Genomic DNA, 16,206 nt, shown 5'->3' with positions numbered 1-16,206 from the left:
TGATAAAGTAATAGCCGATTCTTTACTTTTTCTTTTATCTTTGAGTTGACTTAAAAATAATTTCCCCAAAAACAGATATTTATACTATATGAAAATTGAAAAAATACAAATTTTAAGAGGTCCAAATGTTTGGAGTATTAGAAGAACAAAATTAATCCAAATGCGATTAGATTTGGAAGAAACTGAGCAAACTCCAACCAACGAAATAGATGGATTTCTTGAAAGAATAAAAAATTTGCTTCCTTCTTTACAATCTCACAGATGCTCTGAAGGTGTAGACGGCGGATTTTTCATGAGAATAGAAATGGGAACTTGGATGGGACACGTGATAGAACATATTGCCCTAGAAATTCAAACATTAGCAGGAATGGATACAGGTTTCGGAAGAACGAGAGAAACCAAAACACCAGGAATTTACAATGTTGTTTTCACTTATATAGAAGAAAAAGCCGGGGTATATGCGGCAGAAGAAGCTGTGAATATTGCTAAACATTTGATGAGCGGAGAATATTACGACTTAGAGAATTGCATACAAACATTAAAAGTACTTCGCGAAAGGGAAAGATTAGGACCATCTACCGGAAGTATTGTAGAATCTGCTGTTGCGAGAAATATCCCATGGATAAGATTAGGTACAAATTCTCTGGTGCAATTGGGATATGGTGTAAATCAACAAAGATTCCAAGCAACTATTACTGGTTTGACGAGCTCTATTGCGGTAGATATCGCTTGCAACAAGGAATTAACAAAAAAAATGCTAGAAGATTCTGCGATTCCTGTTCCTTCTGGAGATATTGTAGTGGATGAGGAAGATTTGACTTCGGCCATCAATAAAATCGGATATCCAATCGTATTAAAACCACTGGACGGAAATCATGGAAAAGGTGCTTCTATCAATGTAAATGATTGGGAGAATGCATTGGTTGGTTTAGATCACGCGCAAAAATATAGTAAGAAAGTAATTGTAGAAAAATACATAACGGGCTATGATTTTAGAATTTTAGTCATCAATCACAAAATGGTAGCTGCTGCGAGAAGAGTGCCCGCAAATGTAGTGGGAGATGGGAATAATACCATCCAATTCTTGATAGATCAAGAAAATGAAAATCCGAAAAGAGGATATGGTCATGAAAATGTATTAACTGAAATTGGAATAGATAAAGATACAAATGAACTTTTAGCAAAATTAAACTACACTTTAAATACCATTCCACAAAAAGGCGAAATAGTTTATCTAAAATCTACCGCCAATCTATCTACAGGTGGAACTTCCATCGACGTTACAGATATGGTGCACCCAGAAAATGTAACGATGGCAGAGCGCGTTTCTAGAATCATTGGTTTGGATGTTTGCGGGATAGACATCATGGCAGAAAACCTAACACAACCATTGAAAGAAAGTGGAGGTGCCATCATAGAAGTAAATGCTGCGCCAGGTTTTAGAATGCATCTTGCGCCAAGCGAAGGTTTGCCAAGAAATGTAGCTTCTCCGGTTGTAGATATGCTTTATCCACAAGGAAAACCATTCAGAATTCCAATAATTGCGGTTACGGGAACCAATGGGAAAACTACAACTACAAGAATTATCTCCCATATTGTAAAAACTAATGGATACAGAGTAGGTTTCACCACATCGGATGGTATTTATATCCAAAATACAATGCTTACGAAAGGAGACACAACCGGACCAATTTCTGCAGAATTTGTACTAAAAGATCCAACCGTAGAATTTGCAGTATTAGAAACTGCAAGAGGTGGAATTTTGCGCTCTGGTTTGGGATTCAATAGATGTGATATTGGAGTCTTAACGAATATAAAAGAAGATCATCTTGGTTTAAGTGATATTCACAATCTAAAAGATCTTACCAAAGTAAAAAGAGTCGTTCTAGATGCCGTGAAGAAAGATGGATGGAGCGTTTTGAATGCAGACGACGAATATTCTATGCGATTAATGCCAGATTTAGATTCTAAAGTTGCTATTTTTAGTTTAGATGAAAATAATCCTTTCATCAAAAAATTTGCAAAAGAAGGAAAAGTTACCTGTGTGTTCGAAGAAGGTTTTGTTACCATCAAAAAAGGAGATTGGAAAATTAGGATTGCAAAAGTGCAAAATATTCCTATCACCATGGAAGGGAAAGCAAGATTTATGATTTCCAACGTATTGGCAGCAAGTTTGGCTACGTACCTGTATGGTTTTGAAATAGAAGATATTGCCAATGCATTACGAACATTCATCCCTAGTGCACAATTGACACCTGGAAGATTGAACGTTTTTAAATTTAAAAATTTCAAAGTTTTAATAGATTTTGCGCACAATGCAGCAGGATATGAAGCGATAGAAGATTATCTTAAAAATGTAGAAGCAACCAAAAAAATAGGAATTATCTCTGGAGTAGGAGATAGAAGAGACGAAGACATCCGAGAATGTGGCAAGATTGCAGGTAGAATGTTTGATCATATCATCATCAGAAATGAAAAGCATTTGCGTGGCAGAACCGAAGAAGAGATAAGTGCTTTGGTGATAGAAGGCATCAATTCTTCTGAAAACGAAGTAACCTACGAAATTATACCAAAAGAAATAGAAGCATTGAAACACGCCATCAATAAAGCGGAAGAAGGAACGTACATCACCGCTTTAAGTGATGTAATAGCCAATGCAATAGATTTGGTGCAAGAATACCAAGCAAAAGAATTGCAAGAATTACAAGAATTATAATAGATTTTTTTGATATTGAAGAAGCCTGTCGTTTGACAGGCTTTTTTTTTGTTAAATTATTTTGCTCTTTTCAATTCAAATGGATGCAAGTGACTAATAGTATGAAAAATTTTATTTTGTAATTTTAATCTTTACGTTTCATTCTGCAATCCTTTCTATAAAAAAGATGAGCATTATGAATTATATTGAGCTTGAAGATCATCTTATTTTTGGTCTGATGAGAAAACAATTGCCATTTTGAATATCAAATAAAATTAAATAATTTCCATTCTTAGGTTTGTAGTAGGAATAAGTAAAATTTTCTCTTAAAGAATCATCATCCAGATAAAAAGAAACATTTTGTTTAAAATGTAATGTACTTCTAGGCATTTTTATATCGTAATAACTAAATCCTGTCCAGCCAATAGCAGCATTTCCATTTCCGCCCCAACGTAAATTGAAATGCCAAAAAGATTTTCCTATCCATTCTTCCTTTTGGGAATATACTCTATGTATAACGCTTTTTGGGTCATCAATTTTATAAAATTTTTGTTTGTTTTCTTCATTATCCTCTGTTCCCGGTGCTATTGATGGTTCCTCATCAACTGGATAAAAATATTCTGCAGTAAATTTATTAGGAGCGTATCCTTCGGATTCGTGCCAATGTTTATCTGAGTAAAAATAAAACCATTGATCATCTTTAAAAATAATGACTTTATTTTTTGAATCTTGCCCATTTTCACCTAAATAAATATAATTTGACTCAATAAGATTCTTATTATCGCCAATAATTTCGTTTGCTTCATCTTTAGAAAATACTTTATCTTCCTCTATCACATTGAATGAATACCAAACAGGATCGCCATTTTCTAGCCACGTATTGAAGGTGTTTTTCCCTGTATCGATAATGAAATTGTTTACGGTTTTGTAATGATGATCTTCTTTTAGAGTATTATAAGCATAATGAAGAGAATCTTTTATCTGTCCTTTCAGATCTATTTTGTACCAGGTATCTTCAATATCCTTACCTCCGTCTTTGCCATCGTTCATGCTATAGGACATGATGACCACCGTACTATCATTTATTTGGAGTAAAGGTTCATCAAAATGATTATTGATCGCAATTTCTTCATAAAAATCATCTTCCAAATTATAAATTTCTCTGTAAGATTGATAAATTTCTGGCAGTTTCTGCGATTGTAATTTATATTTTTCATAATGCATCGGTATATCTGGAAGAATAACGATAATTGCAATAATTACAACAAATAAGATTATTTTTTTTAGGGTAATTTTCATTTATTAATTTTAAAAGTTGTTGTTGATAAGAATACTATAAATTTAAACAATCTTGATCTCGAAAATTTAAATGAATAGATATTTATCAACTTATATTACTAATTGTAGATAAAAAACTTCGTAAAATTATTTGATATAATAGATTGTAGAAAAACCATATTAATTAAAATCAACTACAACCACCACATCCTCCACAACCAGAACATCCGCTGCAACTACTACATCCACTATCACCAGAACTACCACTATCGCTGCTACAACCACTATCAAAATCTGAAGAATAATCGTTTAAATTAAAATCCCAACCAGAACATCCACTGCTTGCATCTGCCATTGCCGTTCTTCTCTCAAATGCGAAATCTGCATCCATCTGATCTAGAAAATCATAATTGATATTTGGAATTAAAAAAATGCTGCCAGCAAACACAGAGATCATTTCAGCTGCTTTTCTGTCTTTTATATTGGTGATTTTTGAAAATTGATCTGTCAGATATTTTAATTCTGTTTCAATATTTCTTTTTAAAATAGTTCCCTTCTCGTTCAAAGAAAAATGCGCCAATAGTTTCTGAAAAAAATTTTGAGAAATATAAGTCTTAAATTTTTCATTATTAAAAATTTCTTGCTTAAAATGATAATAAGATTGAGAATTTTGAAAACCAATCTTCACCATATTTTTAAATTGTATTTCTATCTTCGGATCTTGTCGGAAGGCCGAAAGAAAAAAGTTTTCATGCGGTTTTGCAAGGTAAGATTTAAAATTCTCGTCGATAACAATGTACTTATACAAGTAGGCCTTTTGCCGATCGTTACTTTTTATTTCTACTTGAAAAATTTTCAAAACCTTTTTCAAAATCAAATCAGCTAAAGTGATTTTCAGCAATTCCTTTTGTGTAGATTTTCCCTTCACAATCAAAATGGCTTCTGCCGGTGTATATTCTGTAAGATGTTTCATCTAAAAAGGTTTTTTTAAAATCCAATTTCTCTTCATGTTCACTCGTTGAAAATTTATTTCTGAAAATCTAATTTTGCTAGAAGGCCAAATATCTGCACTAGGTGCATATTTGAAAACGGAAATATACAATTGTTTTGTTTTTTCATACCAATTTGTAAATTTATCAATCTCTTTGTTTCCTCCTTTTGTTGGACCATGGTGTATTTTCTTTCCCAACGTATGCTCGCAAAAATCTTCCCAATAAGATTGCGTGTAGAGTAGGTGCAAATGCCAAACTTGGTCAACTTGATCAGAAGGCGTCAAAGGATGATCTGCAATCATTAGTAAAAATATAAATTTTTTGTATTCTAAAACTGCCCGCACAGAAAATTCTACAGACCAGCCATTTTCTCGCGCCAAACGATCTGTGAAACTCAGTGAAGAATCTACCTCATCCAATTCAAAATTTTTGATTTTGTTCCAGAGAATTTTTTGGGTTTCGTTCATTTTTTACTAATAATCTTTTTCGTTTTTAATATAGTTGAATTGCAACTACTGTGTATTTATGCAGGCGGGATAAAAATACAAAAACTTTCTACTTGCTAAAAACTTATCAATCGCTAAAATCTTCCATTTAGCACTAAATCCGCTATTTTTAATATACAGTTTGAGTAGCATTGCTTTTATTTTATGATTTGATCTGCTAATATTCCTAAGACAAATCCTCCAATTATTCCGAACATTCCTGATATAATCATTGGTATCGCCAAAAATGTAAATACTTGTGACTGTGATTCTCTAATTTGAACATAAAATTTAGTCATATCAATTGATTTTGAAGGTATCGCTTTTGCAATAAGATTTTGTAAACCAAATAAAATTGTTCCTTCTTTAAGTTCTATTTTATAGCTACCAATAGGTGCATAAAAAGTAAATAATTCCATTCGTCCTGTCGAAAAATCGTTTATGCGAGGACTTAATAAAGAGTAATTTAGCTTCAACTCTTCCTTTGTCAATTCACTATAAATAAATGGTCTTAATTTATCAATTGGGGTTCGCGTAAGTGATTTTCCTTTCTGCCAAATAGAAAAAGTTCCTGCTTTTGCAACATAAAATTGGCCACTTAATTGTGAAAATGGAATTTCTAATAAGACTTCTCCACTAAAAGATTTTCGGATTAATTTAATTCCTTTTAATAATGCGAAAACACCAATTGGAATTAGACAAAAAAATAAAATTCGAATATGATTTATTTCCATTTAACGATTTAATTTCAATTCTGTTTTTTATAGCAATTCTGCTAACGGTTTTGTATAAGAAAAATAAAGCCTTTGAATGTGGTAATTTTTGGGTAATAACTAAAAATTAGAAAATGGCAAAAGTCTTCGATTTAGCACCGAACCTGCCATATTGTCAAACTAATTTTGTGCGATTGTGCTTTACCTATTTTGTTTCTTAACCTCATATATCACATCATTTCATCAAGTAATAATGTCAATAAAACCAATAATATTTAGTTTTTCCAATTACATTATTTTTAAAGTTTTCATATTCTTTCTTATTTGTCAAATATAATTCGGCTACAAAACTTTTATCGTTATCTTTTTCATCTTCTACATTCAGAATTAAGTTTATAACAAGGTCTTCAGTTGTCCATTCATAATATTCTTTGTGTTCTAGGTTTTCCTTTATTATTTTAGGTTTTCCATATTCAATCTCTAATTTTTGCTTTAAAGTATTGAAGTTTTTTTTACCATCTTTATATGCGTAAGAAATGGCTCTTAATGACTGAAAAACATTTGAAATATTAGTAAACATTTCTATCTTTTCAAATTTGATACCTTCAAATATGGCTAAAGTATCTTTAGTAGCCATTCCTTCCATTCCATAATAAAGTAGTGGTACATTATCATCAATAGACAACGTATCAATTTTTTCTACGAATTTATAATTTTTTAGTAATTCGTCAGATACTGATTCTTCAAATTTCCCTTGAGAAAGTAATTCTCTAGATTTCTTGTGAATTTTGATTTGATTTTTATAAAAATCATTTGCATTAAAACTTATAGGGAATGTTTTTAAATCTATTATATCTTTGCCCAATTCAGGGTTTTGTGCACAAGATTTCATTGTAAAAATAAATACAAATAAAATTGATAATTTGAATAATTTTTTCATTAATTTACTTTTAATGACTTTGTTTTAGCATATCGCACAACACGTTAATACCCACTACAAAATAGCGCCAATCAAAACAAATTACGTTAGATATCCGCTACTTCAATCCTTCCCCTCACAAATATAAAATTATTTTTTCTACAAATAGCGCGTTCAAAATAATTTTCCAAATGACCTTTTGCGCTACACTCAATTGCTTTTCACGGTGTGATAGGTAGAAAATGCGGTATATATTCGCGTTTCTTTAAGTTTTCCCTTTTGGTAAATTTCTATTTTATCGGTATCACCACTTTTTTTGTCTATGTATCTTATTTTTTTTAGGCGCTTTTTTCCATCAAAATATTCTGTTCTAGAGTTTCTACCTTCTTTTTGATAATGGATAAAGTCTATATTTCCATTCTTTTTATAGTGGTAGCTTTTGGAATCATAAAAAGAACCCGCGTCTTTTCCTAAACCTTTATTGGTTTCATTAAAAACATATGTACCCTCCAAAGTCAGCTGTTTTTCTTCATTATAAATAATGTAGTAGGCGCCATTTTTAGGATTTTTTAAATAATAATTGGTTTCCAACCGAGGTTTTTGGCAAGGTCTATGTGCCAGCAAGGTGATTTTTTCAAAAACAAGCGGATCTGCTTGAGATACAGATATGGTATCAACTTTGCCCTCGTTTTGAGCAAAAATTAATTGAAATCCCAATATTAAAATGAAGAAAATTATTTTTTTCATGGTTAAAAATAGCATAAATATTTAGATAATAAGAGCAGTAAAAATCAAAGGTGAAAAATTACTGCAAATGGCAGATTGCGAAAAACTTAAAATGATATTCTTCTTGGTTATAATTTTTATTAAAGCAATTTGTTTGTAATAAAATCAATCTGATTTTCTGTTAAAACAGGTTCAAAAAATTTTAGATAATCATTAAGTTCGTTTAAGAGTTTAATTTTTACATATTTAAATTTACCTATTGGCTTATTATTAATCATCACAATAAGATTTCTTATAGGAATTTGTTGTTCTCCCCAATGATGCTCATTTAATCTAATATTTTCCGAGATATACACATAAAGTGCAAAACTAGATCTTTCAATTTGTTCAATCGGCGACCTCAAATTGATAGTATCGACAGATGATTTGCTCCAGTTCTTTGTTTCTATGATAAAAATTCCTGCTTTGGAAATTAAAAGGTGGTCTATTTGTACAGAGTATATCCTTTGATTGTGCTTTTTGTAAAAAATCGGACGAGAAAATTTTAAATTGAAATTATTAATTAATACATAGTCATCTGAAAGTTTCTTTATTTCTTTTACAACTAAATTTTCCCCTATCGCTCCAGAAATTAGATTTCTTGAGTTTTCTAAAACATTTCGTGTATATTCTAATCTTTGAATTTCTGATTTTGCTCTTTCTGCAATTAAATTTTCTATATCAGCTTCGTATTCTCTTATGAAAATCTCATCATTTTCAATGCTTCTCGTAATCTCTTTTACTGAAGCATTTACCAATTCATTTCTATTTTTAACGAGGTAATTCGATTGCTTTTTTAGGGAATATAGTTTTACACTTGAGATTATTTTTTTTAAAAAGTTAATATCGTTAGTATTAATGATGTTAATTTTTCTCTCTAAATCAGAAATTCGATCATCAATTTTTTCAGTTTCGAAATTGATTATTTCAGTTTTGTTCTGTATTCTTTGTTTAAGATTAGAGCAGGTTTCAGAATGTTTTACTGCTAATTTCTCTACTTCATAATTGAGGACAATGCGTTTTTCCGAATTATAATTTAATAAAAAATCCTTAATTTCTTTCACAGAATTAAATCTGTAAATTCCATTACGCTCTAATTCAGATTTTAGAGTTTTTAGAGATTCTATTTTTCCTTATATTATTGCCATTTACGAATTTCTCACAGATTACGTGATTTTATATGATTTGTGCGTCTAAAAATCAGATATTTTTCGGTGGTAGCAAATCGTTTGCTGAATGTTTGTCAGTTTGTACTATTTCAAATTGAAGTATAAAAAATATGAGCTGGTACGTGTAGTATTTTTACTTCGGATTAAACATAATGTTGAAATACTTTAAATATTCCTCTATTGGTTCCATACCCATTTCTTTTCTTCTTACGTTCACAGTTTCAGGATTTTCTAATGTATACAATTTGCCATTTTCTATTTGAGAACCATATATTTGTGGTTTTCCTTCGTCCATCAAAATCCTATCCTTCATCAAGGCGTATTGTTGTTTAGATAAGTCTCCATTTTCAACCGCTTTCTCTACTTGTGGCCAATACTTTTTTCTGATTTCTTCCTCAGAACTATGTTGCAGTCCCAACCAGATAGCATCCATATGTTTTTGTCCCACCTCCTTTAATGTTGGCATACCACACTTTTCAATAATGCTAATCACTAATTCTTGATTTCTATGATCTTCTTTAGCGAATTTGATTAAATCACTTTCTTTTCTAATCTTTTGATCACTTTCTAAAACTTCGCTCAAGATTTGAAGTTTTTTGCTGCAATCGACTTCAATAATATCTACTGAACCTACATAGACGAATTTATCTCTATTCATATAAAGGAATATTGATATCATTAATACAAGAGCAGCTAATATGCTGAATACTATTTTTTTCTTTTTCATATATTATTGGTTTATATTACATGTAACATTTTTGTATATGATAAGTTGTATGTATAAGCATCTAATTACCGAACAAGAAAGTACAAGAGGACTTTTATAAGTAGGCGAGAAGCCAGCAATAAATTTTATATGGTGTTAGCTGTAGACTCTTACTTATCATATATAAAATCTTCTAATGTTTCTAAATAACCTTTTTGCAAATAACAAATACCATTATCCGAATAATTATATTCTCCAACATATTTTGGTATTTCAAAAAATTTTAAATATTCTTCACTGATTTCAGTTTTTTCAGCACTTTTTACACCTACAGTCAATTTTCCTTCAATTACATTAATAAGAGCAATTCCGTGTTCTTTTGCAAATTTTTCAGCTCCACTTTGGAAGCCACTTGTAGCGAATATAATTCCTTTATGACTTCCTGTGGCTCTTAACTTATCAAAAAGTACTTGAACTGTCTCTCTCTTTATTTTATTTTTATGTTTCTTGCATTCAACAAGAACTCTTATTTCTGTGCCTAGCGCTTCAAATTCAGCAAAAACATCAATTTGATAGTCTCCATCAAATGATTTTATTCTAACATTATGAGTTGCTTTAAAATTTTTTAAAGTTCCGCTTATTTCAAGAAAGTAATCTTTTACTAATTTCTCAAATTCTATAGGTGAAATTTCTGTATTATATCCTTTAATTTCCAAATTACTATTTTTATTTTCAGCTTAAAGCTTACAGCTAACGTGATTGTATATAGTTAGTTGCGTGTTTCAAGCAACTAATTTAGTAAATAATTACCGACCAAGAAAGTCCGCGAGGACTTTCGTAAGTAGGCGAGAACTAGCAATTACTTACAGTCAGTATTGTAAGTAGTACTAGTTATTTAAAATACTATCTCTTTTCTTATCAAAAGCATCAAGAATCATATTACCTCGTAAATTTTTTAATTGTTCAAGATTATTCAATTCTGAAAATGTAGTAAATTGATTTTCCTTTATAAATGCATATTTTTCAATTTGATCTTTTAACCATTGATTAGAAATTTCAACTAAACGTTTACTGCTCTTCGAAATATTATCATCTTTTGGAAGTAACGCTAGGTTATATAAATTATGTTGTAATGAGTCTCTATCTCTTAAAGCAGATTTATTAAAAATTGATTGAGGAATTATGTGATCAACTTCTATTTTATAGAATGAATCTGGACCTTGAATTTTCGATATACAGTAAAAGTGATATAAAATTGGCTCCATCATCTTTTGAGTTATTTTGTCAGAATCTATAGAATTTGAATCTATTATTTCATTTAACAAAGTTCTCCATCTCGCTTTAGTAATTGGTTCAAACAATTCAGGTAAACCACCAAAGTTATTTAGGTTTTTAGCAATTTTTGAATCACTTGATCCTCTCCATTGTTTATTAACATATTCAAAAATTAGTTGATCTATTAATATGAAGCTATTTTTCTGGAATTGCTTTGCTTTTGTGTCAGAGCCTACTGGTTTACCTTTTCTTACCCAATCTTTATAAAGAATTATGACGAAGTTTAGTGTAATGGCATCAGTTAAAAGATCCATTATAGAAACCTTCCAAGATTTAAAATATTTAAAATATTCATTACTTAATATTATTTTACTAAAAAGGTCTACTTCATTAGCAAGGTTTTCAATATCCACCTCCCAATTAATATCTTTGTTTCTGCTTAAATCATCAATATCTTCTTTTTTTACACCTCCTTGTATTAATCCACTAACTAATTTAAAACCTAATGTTAATTGTTTTTCAAAATCAGCTTTTGAGTCTGTAAACTCTTTGAAAAAGGAAGAACCATTTTGAATTACACTTAAGAATGTTGCTGGTAAATCCCATTTAACAATATTCTCATATCTTACTTCAATTTTAGTATATAATTCTTTAGTAGCAACTATTTGCTTTTGAGTTGGGTTTTTAATAATAATATTCCAGCTAGGTTTTGCAGATAAAATCTCAACAGCATTAAGTTTCGTTCCTTTTGAGTTAATAATATTGAATATCTTTTGAGAGTCAGTACTAGCAATATCTTTGACTTCAATAAGTCCAATTTTAGCTCCTATTAGTATGTTTCTTATTTTATTTAGAATGTCAATTCTAGCATAAATATTATCCCAATTTTGTGTTATTTGAGCTTTTAAACTTTGTTTTGTACTTGAATCTAAATCAAATCTTTGAAACATAAAACTTTCAAATGAAACTTTTGAATTTAAATCTAGTAACTCATCTTTACAATAAGTCTCATATTGATTAATAAAACTTTTTAATTTTTTTGAAGTTAGAGTTCGTTTTCCGTTTACAGTTGTCTCATATGGAAGTCTTTTTATTAATTTAGTGAAATCAAAAGGTCTTGTGAAACCACTAAATTTTGTTGTTTTATTATGTATTAGCTTAATAATTTCTAAAAGAAATTCTAAACCGGACGAGTTTAAATTAAATTCTTCTTCTTCATCACTTGATAATGAATCATCTAAATCTTCATTATTTTCATCATTTAGATCAGAATCAATTTCATTATTTTCATTTTCAACAACATCCTCTTCTAAATAGTCGTTTATACTTTCCCAAAATTTTTCTTCTACATCTGCTAATTGGTCATTATTTTTTAGTTTAAGCCATTTTTTTGCCCAGATATAAATTTGTTCTGGATCATCCCAAATAGTTGCTAAAGCGTTTCTTCTTTGACGTCCATCTAACAACCATTTTGTTTCAACACCATTTTGCTTTTCAAGATTTAATATACACACTCCCATAGGATATTCTTTGAAAATACTTATACATAATTCAAAATTTTTCTTGTCATCCCAAGTTTGTTTTCTTTGAAATCTAGGAAGTTTTATGCTATTGTCTTCAACAAAAGTTTTTACACTTTCTGGTCTTATTTCATACATGTTTTTTCTTTTTTAGGTATTACATACAACTCGTTATTACTCGCTACAAACTTGAATGAATCGACACAAAATAGCTTGTATAAGCGCTCCTTTAATTGTTGTACTCACAAATATATCAATATTTTTTCTACAAATCATCAAGCATCTGTTTATCCCACAATAATTATCCGAATTGCCACTTTCACCACTTATAAACAGTTTTAAATACTGAAAATCCACTCTTTTTCCCTCTCCATCCACACTTTCAGCTTCTCCACCCACACTTTCACCTGGCATACCCACACTTTTATCTGACCTACCCACACTTTCATCTGACAATCGAGCCTTTTAGTCTCGCCATCCAGTCTATTTGCCTCACTGTCTAGACTTTTTACATCACCATCCAGTCTTTTAGTCTCGTCGTCCAATCTTTTTGGCACGCCATCCAATCTTTTAGGCTCGATCTTCAATCTTGTGAAATGAAAACGACCCTTTTTTACTCGTCATTGAGTATAAAAGGGTCGAGTTTTAAATGAGGGAAGATAGATTAGTCCTTTGGTTTATCTTTCTTGAAGTTTTGTCGCATAAATCTTTGGCTAAGATCATCGTAGATAGGTTTTGCAGTGGCAACTCCTTTGGATTCCGCTTCTTTTACAGCGCCGTAATACATAAGTGATGCCTTCAAGGCTTCGCTGCCTGCAAGCGTCATGGTATCTGATAGATCGGAAGCCAATTGATTGCAGAGATTTACGAGGGGATCTAGTTGGGTAACTACGATTTCATCTTTCACAAATTCTGCCAGATCCATATAGTTTGGATTAAATTCTGGATTTGTGCTGGTGTAGCTTTTTACCTTCTGCACGGTGGCTACGGTTTTGTCTCCCATTTTGAAGAGCGATTGTTTTTCTTTGTCCGTCAAGCCTTGTAGATAAGGGGCAAGAGCGGCTTTCACTTTTTGTAGATCTTGCAATGCCTAATCTAAAATTCCCTGCGGGATCTCGATGCTGATTTGATTGTTTGTACTCATTTTTTTAAATTTTGTGTACTCATAGCTATAAAATAATTTTCATTAATTGTGGAATAAAATTTTAATTTTTTTAGGGGATTTTTGATGGTGGTTATGATTGAATTTAATAAGCACTTTTGTGAATTTTTTTGGTGAATTTTATTAAAAAAAACCCTCTTCAGTTTTTGAAGAGGAAATTTTTGTTATGGGTTTCTTGCTAACGTTTAGTATAAGAATAGTAGCCGACTGCGTGGCATTTTCCTGTCAAAACACAAGAAAGTTGAAGCGGGCTACAACCCTTGAATTTACTGCTGTTCCGGCTATTATTTTTATACATTGTTAGGTTGCGTTTTTCTTTTCAGGATTATCTCTTTTCCCTTCTGACTACTAAAATGTAGTATACTTTTAGATTCACATAATCCACATACCCAAGTTTGATATTTCACTTTTCCAAACCAGTTTCTAATGTTCTTTAACTTAGGTTTCTCAATCTTGTCACAAGATTTACAATATGCTAGTTCTCTAGTTTTATCATCAATTTTATACTTCTCAGTTTCAAGGAATAATTCAAATTCTCTTGTTATATACTTGTCCGCATTTTTTAAAGTCAATCCTGAGTTGAAAATTGTATGATTATCATATTTTAAGTAGTCCAAGTCTTCGTCAATCTCGTAAAATTGAACATACCTTTTAGAATAATCTGTGGAACGAACGATATCTTGCATTATTGTCAGTCCGTCCTTTGGCGCAATCTTTTTGTTTACAACAGATTCCGCAACATAAATTGCATAATTCTCAATTAATTCAAAATCAGTCCTGTTAATGTCAAGTCCTAATTCGTCAATTGTCTGCCAAAAATATTGCTCGCGCTCTTCTGTTGTATCAGAATTTAGTCCAGCAAGAATTATCAGACTTTCTGAATCAAATCCCTTGCCCATAAGCATTATCGCCCAGTCAATAAGTTTTTTACTATCAAAATGCGACAACACTCTTTGAGCTAATATTTTATTGGTTTCTTCTTGTACGAAACTTATATCCTTGCTGTCAACCCAATTAGTCATAGGTACCTTATATTCCTCGAATGCAAAATTGATTACCGTTTCTAAATCATTTTGCAAATGGTCTGCGATACATTTACCTTTTTGGTCATAAACGTAAAGATACCATCCAACATCTGGCAAATCTTCCTCAATCTTGAATCGTTTGTCTCCAAACTTACATTCTAGTATCTTATATTTTATCTCTGTACCCATTGATTCTGTGCTGTCTGCAAATGCAATTTAACGTGTTTGTGTATGATTAGTGGCGTATTTAAGCACTTAATTTAGTAAATAAAAACCGAATAGAAAATCCGCGAGGGTTTTCGTAAGTAGGCGAGAACCAAGCCATTAATTATACACGGTGTTGCCAACAGGCTTTATATTTTATGTTCATATCCAATTTCATCTAAATCAGATTTCAGTTGTTCAAAATCATCCAATTCAGGATTTATTTCAAGAACTAATTCTTTTGTAATTATAGTTCCGTTATAAATTTTTTCTACAAGTTCCAATTTCAGTTCGTTTTCTTCAAAATTTTCCTCATAATATTCTTCTGCCCAATTTTTGTATGTTAATGGTTTTCCGTCCAATAAATGTAATAAATCAGAAGAACCATCTTTATATTCGTCTTTTGGTAAATCGATTTTTCCAATTTTCCAATTTTTATCCTTTTCAGTTTGCCATATGCAAAATGTGGTTCCGATACTTTTTACTGGTTCTCCAAATATGAACTCATTAAATTCTTTCGGTAATTCGTCTATAATTCCGTTTGATATTTCTTGTTGGGAATTATTTTTCCAACCATTCATTTCACTTTCGTGAGCGAATCCGTTAATACAAGTTCCCTTTTCGCTAAAAGTGATTAACATTTGGTCTCCTTGTCCGTTTCTCATTTCGCAAAACTCTTCGGTCTTACTCCAATCTTTTTGGTAAGAATAATATCTATATTCCCATTCAGGACAAATAATTGATTCCAATGCAGAAATTGATTTACAAATCTTTTGTAATTCACTCGGATTTGGTAGAAGATTTAGATTTTCAGACGAAAGTTTGTTCATTTGCAGGATTTTTTTTCAGCTTGTTGGTAACGTCAGTCTGTGAAAAAACCTTCGTTTATTATATTCAAAAATAGGGAAATAATTTTAATAATTCGCTTCTATTTTCGTATATTTAATGATGCAACATATCACTGGAATTGCCCGCAACCAAATGGTTTTTACGAATTTAGAAGATCCGATTTCTCAGGATAATCCTGTACGGTTTGTAGATGCTTTTGTGGAGAGTATGGATTTAAAAGCATTAGGTTTTGAAGTACAAACGCTTAAAACAGAAGGTCGACCAAGTTTTAATACAAAGGTTTTTCTTAAAATCTATTTATACGGCTATTTGAACGGAGTGCGAAGTTCACGGAAACTCGAAAAAGAATGTGTCCGAAATATAGAATTGCAATGGCTTTTGACAGCAATAACGCCCAATTATCATAGTATTTCTGATTTTAGGAAAAATAATCCTTCTGGCTTGAAAAA

Annotated in this window: 16 protein-coding genes; 2 read left to right on the top strand and 14 right to left on the bottom strand. The window is 31.0% G+C overall.

Going from position 1 to position 16,206, the window contains the following annotated elements; genetic code table 11:
- Nucleotides 1-88: 88 nt before the first annotated feature.
- On the top strand, nucleotides 89-2,716 hold the full coding sequence (gene cphA / locus HNQ03_RS04310) for a cyanophycin synthetase (RefSeq protein ID WP_173778436.1): 2,628 nt from the start codon (nucleotides 89-91) through the stop codon (nucleotides 2,714-2,716).
- A gap of 198 nt (nucleotides 2,717-2,914) precedes the next feature.
- On the opposite strand, the gene HNQ03_RS04305 is transcribed toward cphA, so the two are convergent.
- The 14 genes from HNQ03_RS04305 to HNQ03_RS04240 all read right to left on the bottom strand — a co-directional run bounded on the left by HNQ03_RS04305 (nucleotide 2,915) and on the right by HNQ03_RS04240 (nucleotide 15,738).
- Nucleotides 2,915-3,994, bottom strand: coding sequence for a hypothetical protein (locus HNQ03_RS04305; protein ID WP_173778435.1), 1,080 nt, complete (start codon nucleotides 3,992-3,994; stop codon nucleotides 2,915-2,917).
- Between the two features lie 169 nt (nucleotides 3,995-4,163).
- Nucleotides 4,164-4,946 carry a hypothetical protein gene (locus HNQ03_RS04300; RefSeq protein ID WP_173778421.1) on the bottom strand — a complete coding sequence of 261 codons (783 nt, stop codon included), beginning with the start codon at nucleotides 4,944-4,946 and terminating at the stop codon, nucleotides 4,164-4,166.
- Nucleotides 4,947-5,432 (bottom strand): glycine-rich domain-containing protein, encoded by a 486-nt coding sequence (locus HNQ03_RS04295; protein WP_173778434.1) that lies wholly within the window; start codon nucleotides 5,430-5,432, stop codon nucleotides 4,947-4,949.
- Between the two features lie 176 nt (nucleotides 5,433-5,608).
- Complete coding sequence (locus tag HNQ03_RS04290) at nucleotides 5,609-6,184, bottom strand: hypothetical protein (protein WP_173778433.1); 576 nt, start codon at nucleotides 6,182-6,184, stop codon at nucleotides 5,609-5,611.
- Between the two features lie 235 nt (nucleotides 6,185-6,419).
- Complete coding sequence (locus tag HNQ03_RS04285) at nucleotides 6,420-7,103, bottom strand: hypothetical protein (protein ID WP_173778432.1); 684 nt, start codon at nucleotides 7,101-7,103, stop codon at nucleotides 6,420-6,422.
- 189 nt (nucleotides 7,104-7,292) lie between these two features.
- Nucleotides 7,293-7,829: a hypothetical protein gene (locus HNQ03_RS04280; RefSeq protein WP_173778431.1), complete on the bottom strand. Its 537-nt coding sequence runs from the start codon at nucleotides 7,827-7,829 to the stop codon at nucleotides 7,293-7,295.
- A 119-nt stretch (nucleotides 7,830-7,948) separates the two neighbouring features.
- Complete coding sequence (locus tag HNQ03_RS04275) at nucleotides 7,949-8,911, bottom strand: nuclease-related domain-containing protein (protein ID WP_173778430.1); 963 nt, start codon at nucleotides 8,909-8,911, stop codon at nucleotides 7,949-7,951.
- Between the two features lie 238 nt (nucleotides 8,912-9,149).
- Nucleotides 9,150-9,695, bottom strand: a complete 546-nt coding sequence (locus HNQ03_RS04270; RefSeq protein ID WP_173778429.1) for a DUF6624 domain-containing protein — start codon at nucleotides 9,693-9,695, stop codon at nucleotides 9,150-9,152.
- A gap of 197 nt (nucleotides 9,696-9,892) precedes the next feature.
- On the bottom strand, nucleotides 9,893-10,438 hold the full coding sequence (locus HNQ03_RS04265; RefSeq protein ID WP_173778428.1) for a restriction endonuclease: 546 nt from the start codon (nucleotides 10,436-10,438) through the stop codon (nucleotides 9,893-9,895).
- Nucleotides 10,439-10,609: 171 nt separating this feature from the next.
- On the bottom strand, nucleotides 10,610-12,655 hold the full coding sequence (locus HNQ03_RS04260) for a DUF262 domain-containing protein (RefSeq protein WP_173778427.1): 2,046 nt from the start codon (nucleotides 12,653-12,655) through the stop codon (nucleotides 10,610-10,612).
- Between the two features lie 36 nt (nucleotides 12,656-12,691).
- Nucleotides 12,692-12,958, bottom strand: coding sequence for a hypothetical protein (locus tag HNQ03_RS04255; RefSeq protein ID WP_173778426.1), 267 nt, complete (start codon nucleotides 12,956-12,958; stop codon nucleotides 12,692-12,694).
- A gap of 223 nt (nucleotides 12,959-13,181) precedes the next feature.
- Nucleotides 13,182-13,604: a hypothetical protein gene (locus HNQ03_RS04250; RefSeq protein ID WP_173778425.1), complete on the bottom strand. Its 423-nt coding sequence runs from the start codon at nucleotides 13,602-13,604 to the stop codon at nucleotides 13,182-13,184.
- Nucleotides 13,605-13,969: 365 nt separating this feature from the next.
- A complete protein-coding gene (locus tag HNQ03_RS04245) occupies nucleotides 13,970-14,893 on the bottom strand; it encodes a hypothetical protein (RefSeq protein WP_173778424.1) in 924 nt (307 codons plus the stop codon).
- Nucleotides 14,894-15,057: 164 nt separating this feature from the next.
- Nucleotides 15,058-15,738 (bottom strand): hypothetical protein, encoded by a 681-nt coding sequence (locus HNQ03_RS04240; RefSeq protein WP_173778423.1) that lies wholly within the window; start codon nucleotides 15,736-15,738, stop codon nucleotides 15,058-15,060.
- A 115-nt stretch (nucleotides 15,739-15,853) separates the two neighbouring features.
- Between HNQ03_RS04240 and HNQ03_RS04235 the strand changes: the two genes are divergently transcribed.
- On the top strand, nucleotides 15,854-16,206 hold a 353-nt coding region (locus HNQ03_RS04235; RefSeq protein WP_226927425.1), incomplete at its 3' end, for a transposase.

It is taken from the genome of Frigoriflavimonas asaccharolytica (genome assembly GCF_013294015.1).
Lineage (GTDB): Bacteria > Bacteroidota > Bacteroidia > Flavobacteriales > Weeksellaceae > Frigoriflavimonas > Frigoriflavimonas asaccharolytica.
This window is presented reverse-complemented; position numbering and strand designations above follow the sequence as displayed.

Bases quoted from the DNA above. Each gene is read 5' to 3' on its own strand.
- cphA (WP_173778436.1), top strand. From the start codon at position 89: ATGAAAATTGAAAAAATACAAATTTTAAGAGGTCCAAATGTTTGGAGT.
- HNQ03_RS04305 (WP_173778435.1), bottom strand. From the start codon at position 3,994: ATGAAAATTACCCTAAAAAAAATAATCTTATTTGTTGTAATTATTGCA.
- HNQ03_RS04300 (WP_173778421.1), bottom strand. From the start codon at position 4,946: ATGAAACATCTTACAGAATATACACCGGCAGAAGCCATTTTGATTGTG.
- HNQ03_RS04295 (WP_173778434.1), bottom strand. From the start codon at position 5,432: ATGAACGAAACCCAAAAAATTCTCTGGAACAAAATCAAAAATTTTGAA.
- HNQ03_RS04290 (WP_173778433.1), bottom strand. From the start codon at position 6,184: ATGGAAATAAATCATATTCGAATTTTATTTTTTTGTCTAATTCCAATT.
- HNQ03_RS04285 (WP_173778432.1), bottom strand. From the start codon at position 7,103: ATGAAAAAATTATTCAAATTATCAATTTTATTTGTATTTATTTTTACA.
- HNQ03_RS04280 (WP_173778431.1), bottom strand. From the start codon at position 7,829: ATGAAAAAAATAATTTTCTTCATTTTAATATTGGGATTTCAATTAATT.
- HNQ03_RS04270 (WP_173778429.1), bottom strand. From the start codon at position 9,695: ATGATATCAATATTCCTTTATATGAATAGAGATAAATTCGTCTATGTA.
- HNQ03_RS04260 (WP_173778427.1), bottom strand. From the start codon at position 12,655: ATGTATGAAATAAGACCAGAAAGTGTAAAAACTTTTGTTGAAGACAAT.
- HNQ03_RS04245 (WP_173778424.1), bottom strand. From the start codon at position 14,893: ATGGGTACAGAGATAAAATATAAGATACTAGAATGTAAGTTTGGAGAC.
- HNQ03_RS04240 (WP_173778423.1), bottom strand. From the start codon at position 15,738: ATGAACAAACTTTCGTCTGAAAATCTAAATCTTCTACCAAATCCGAGT.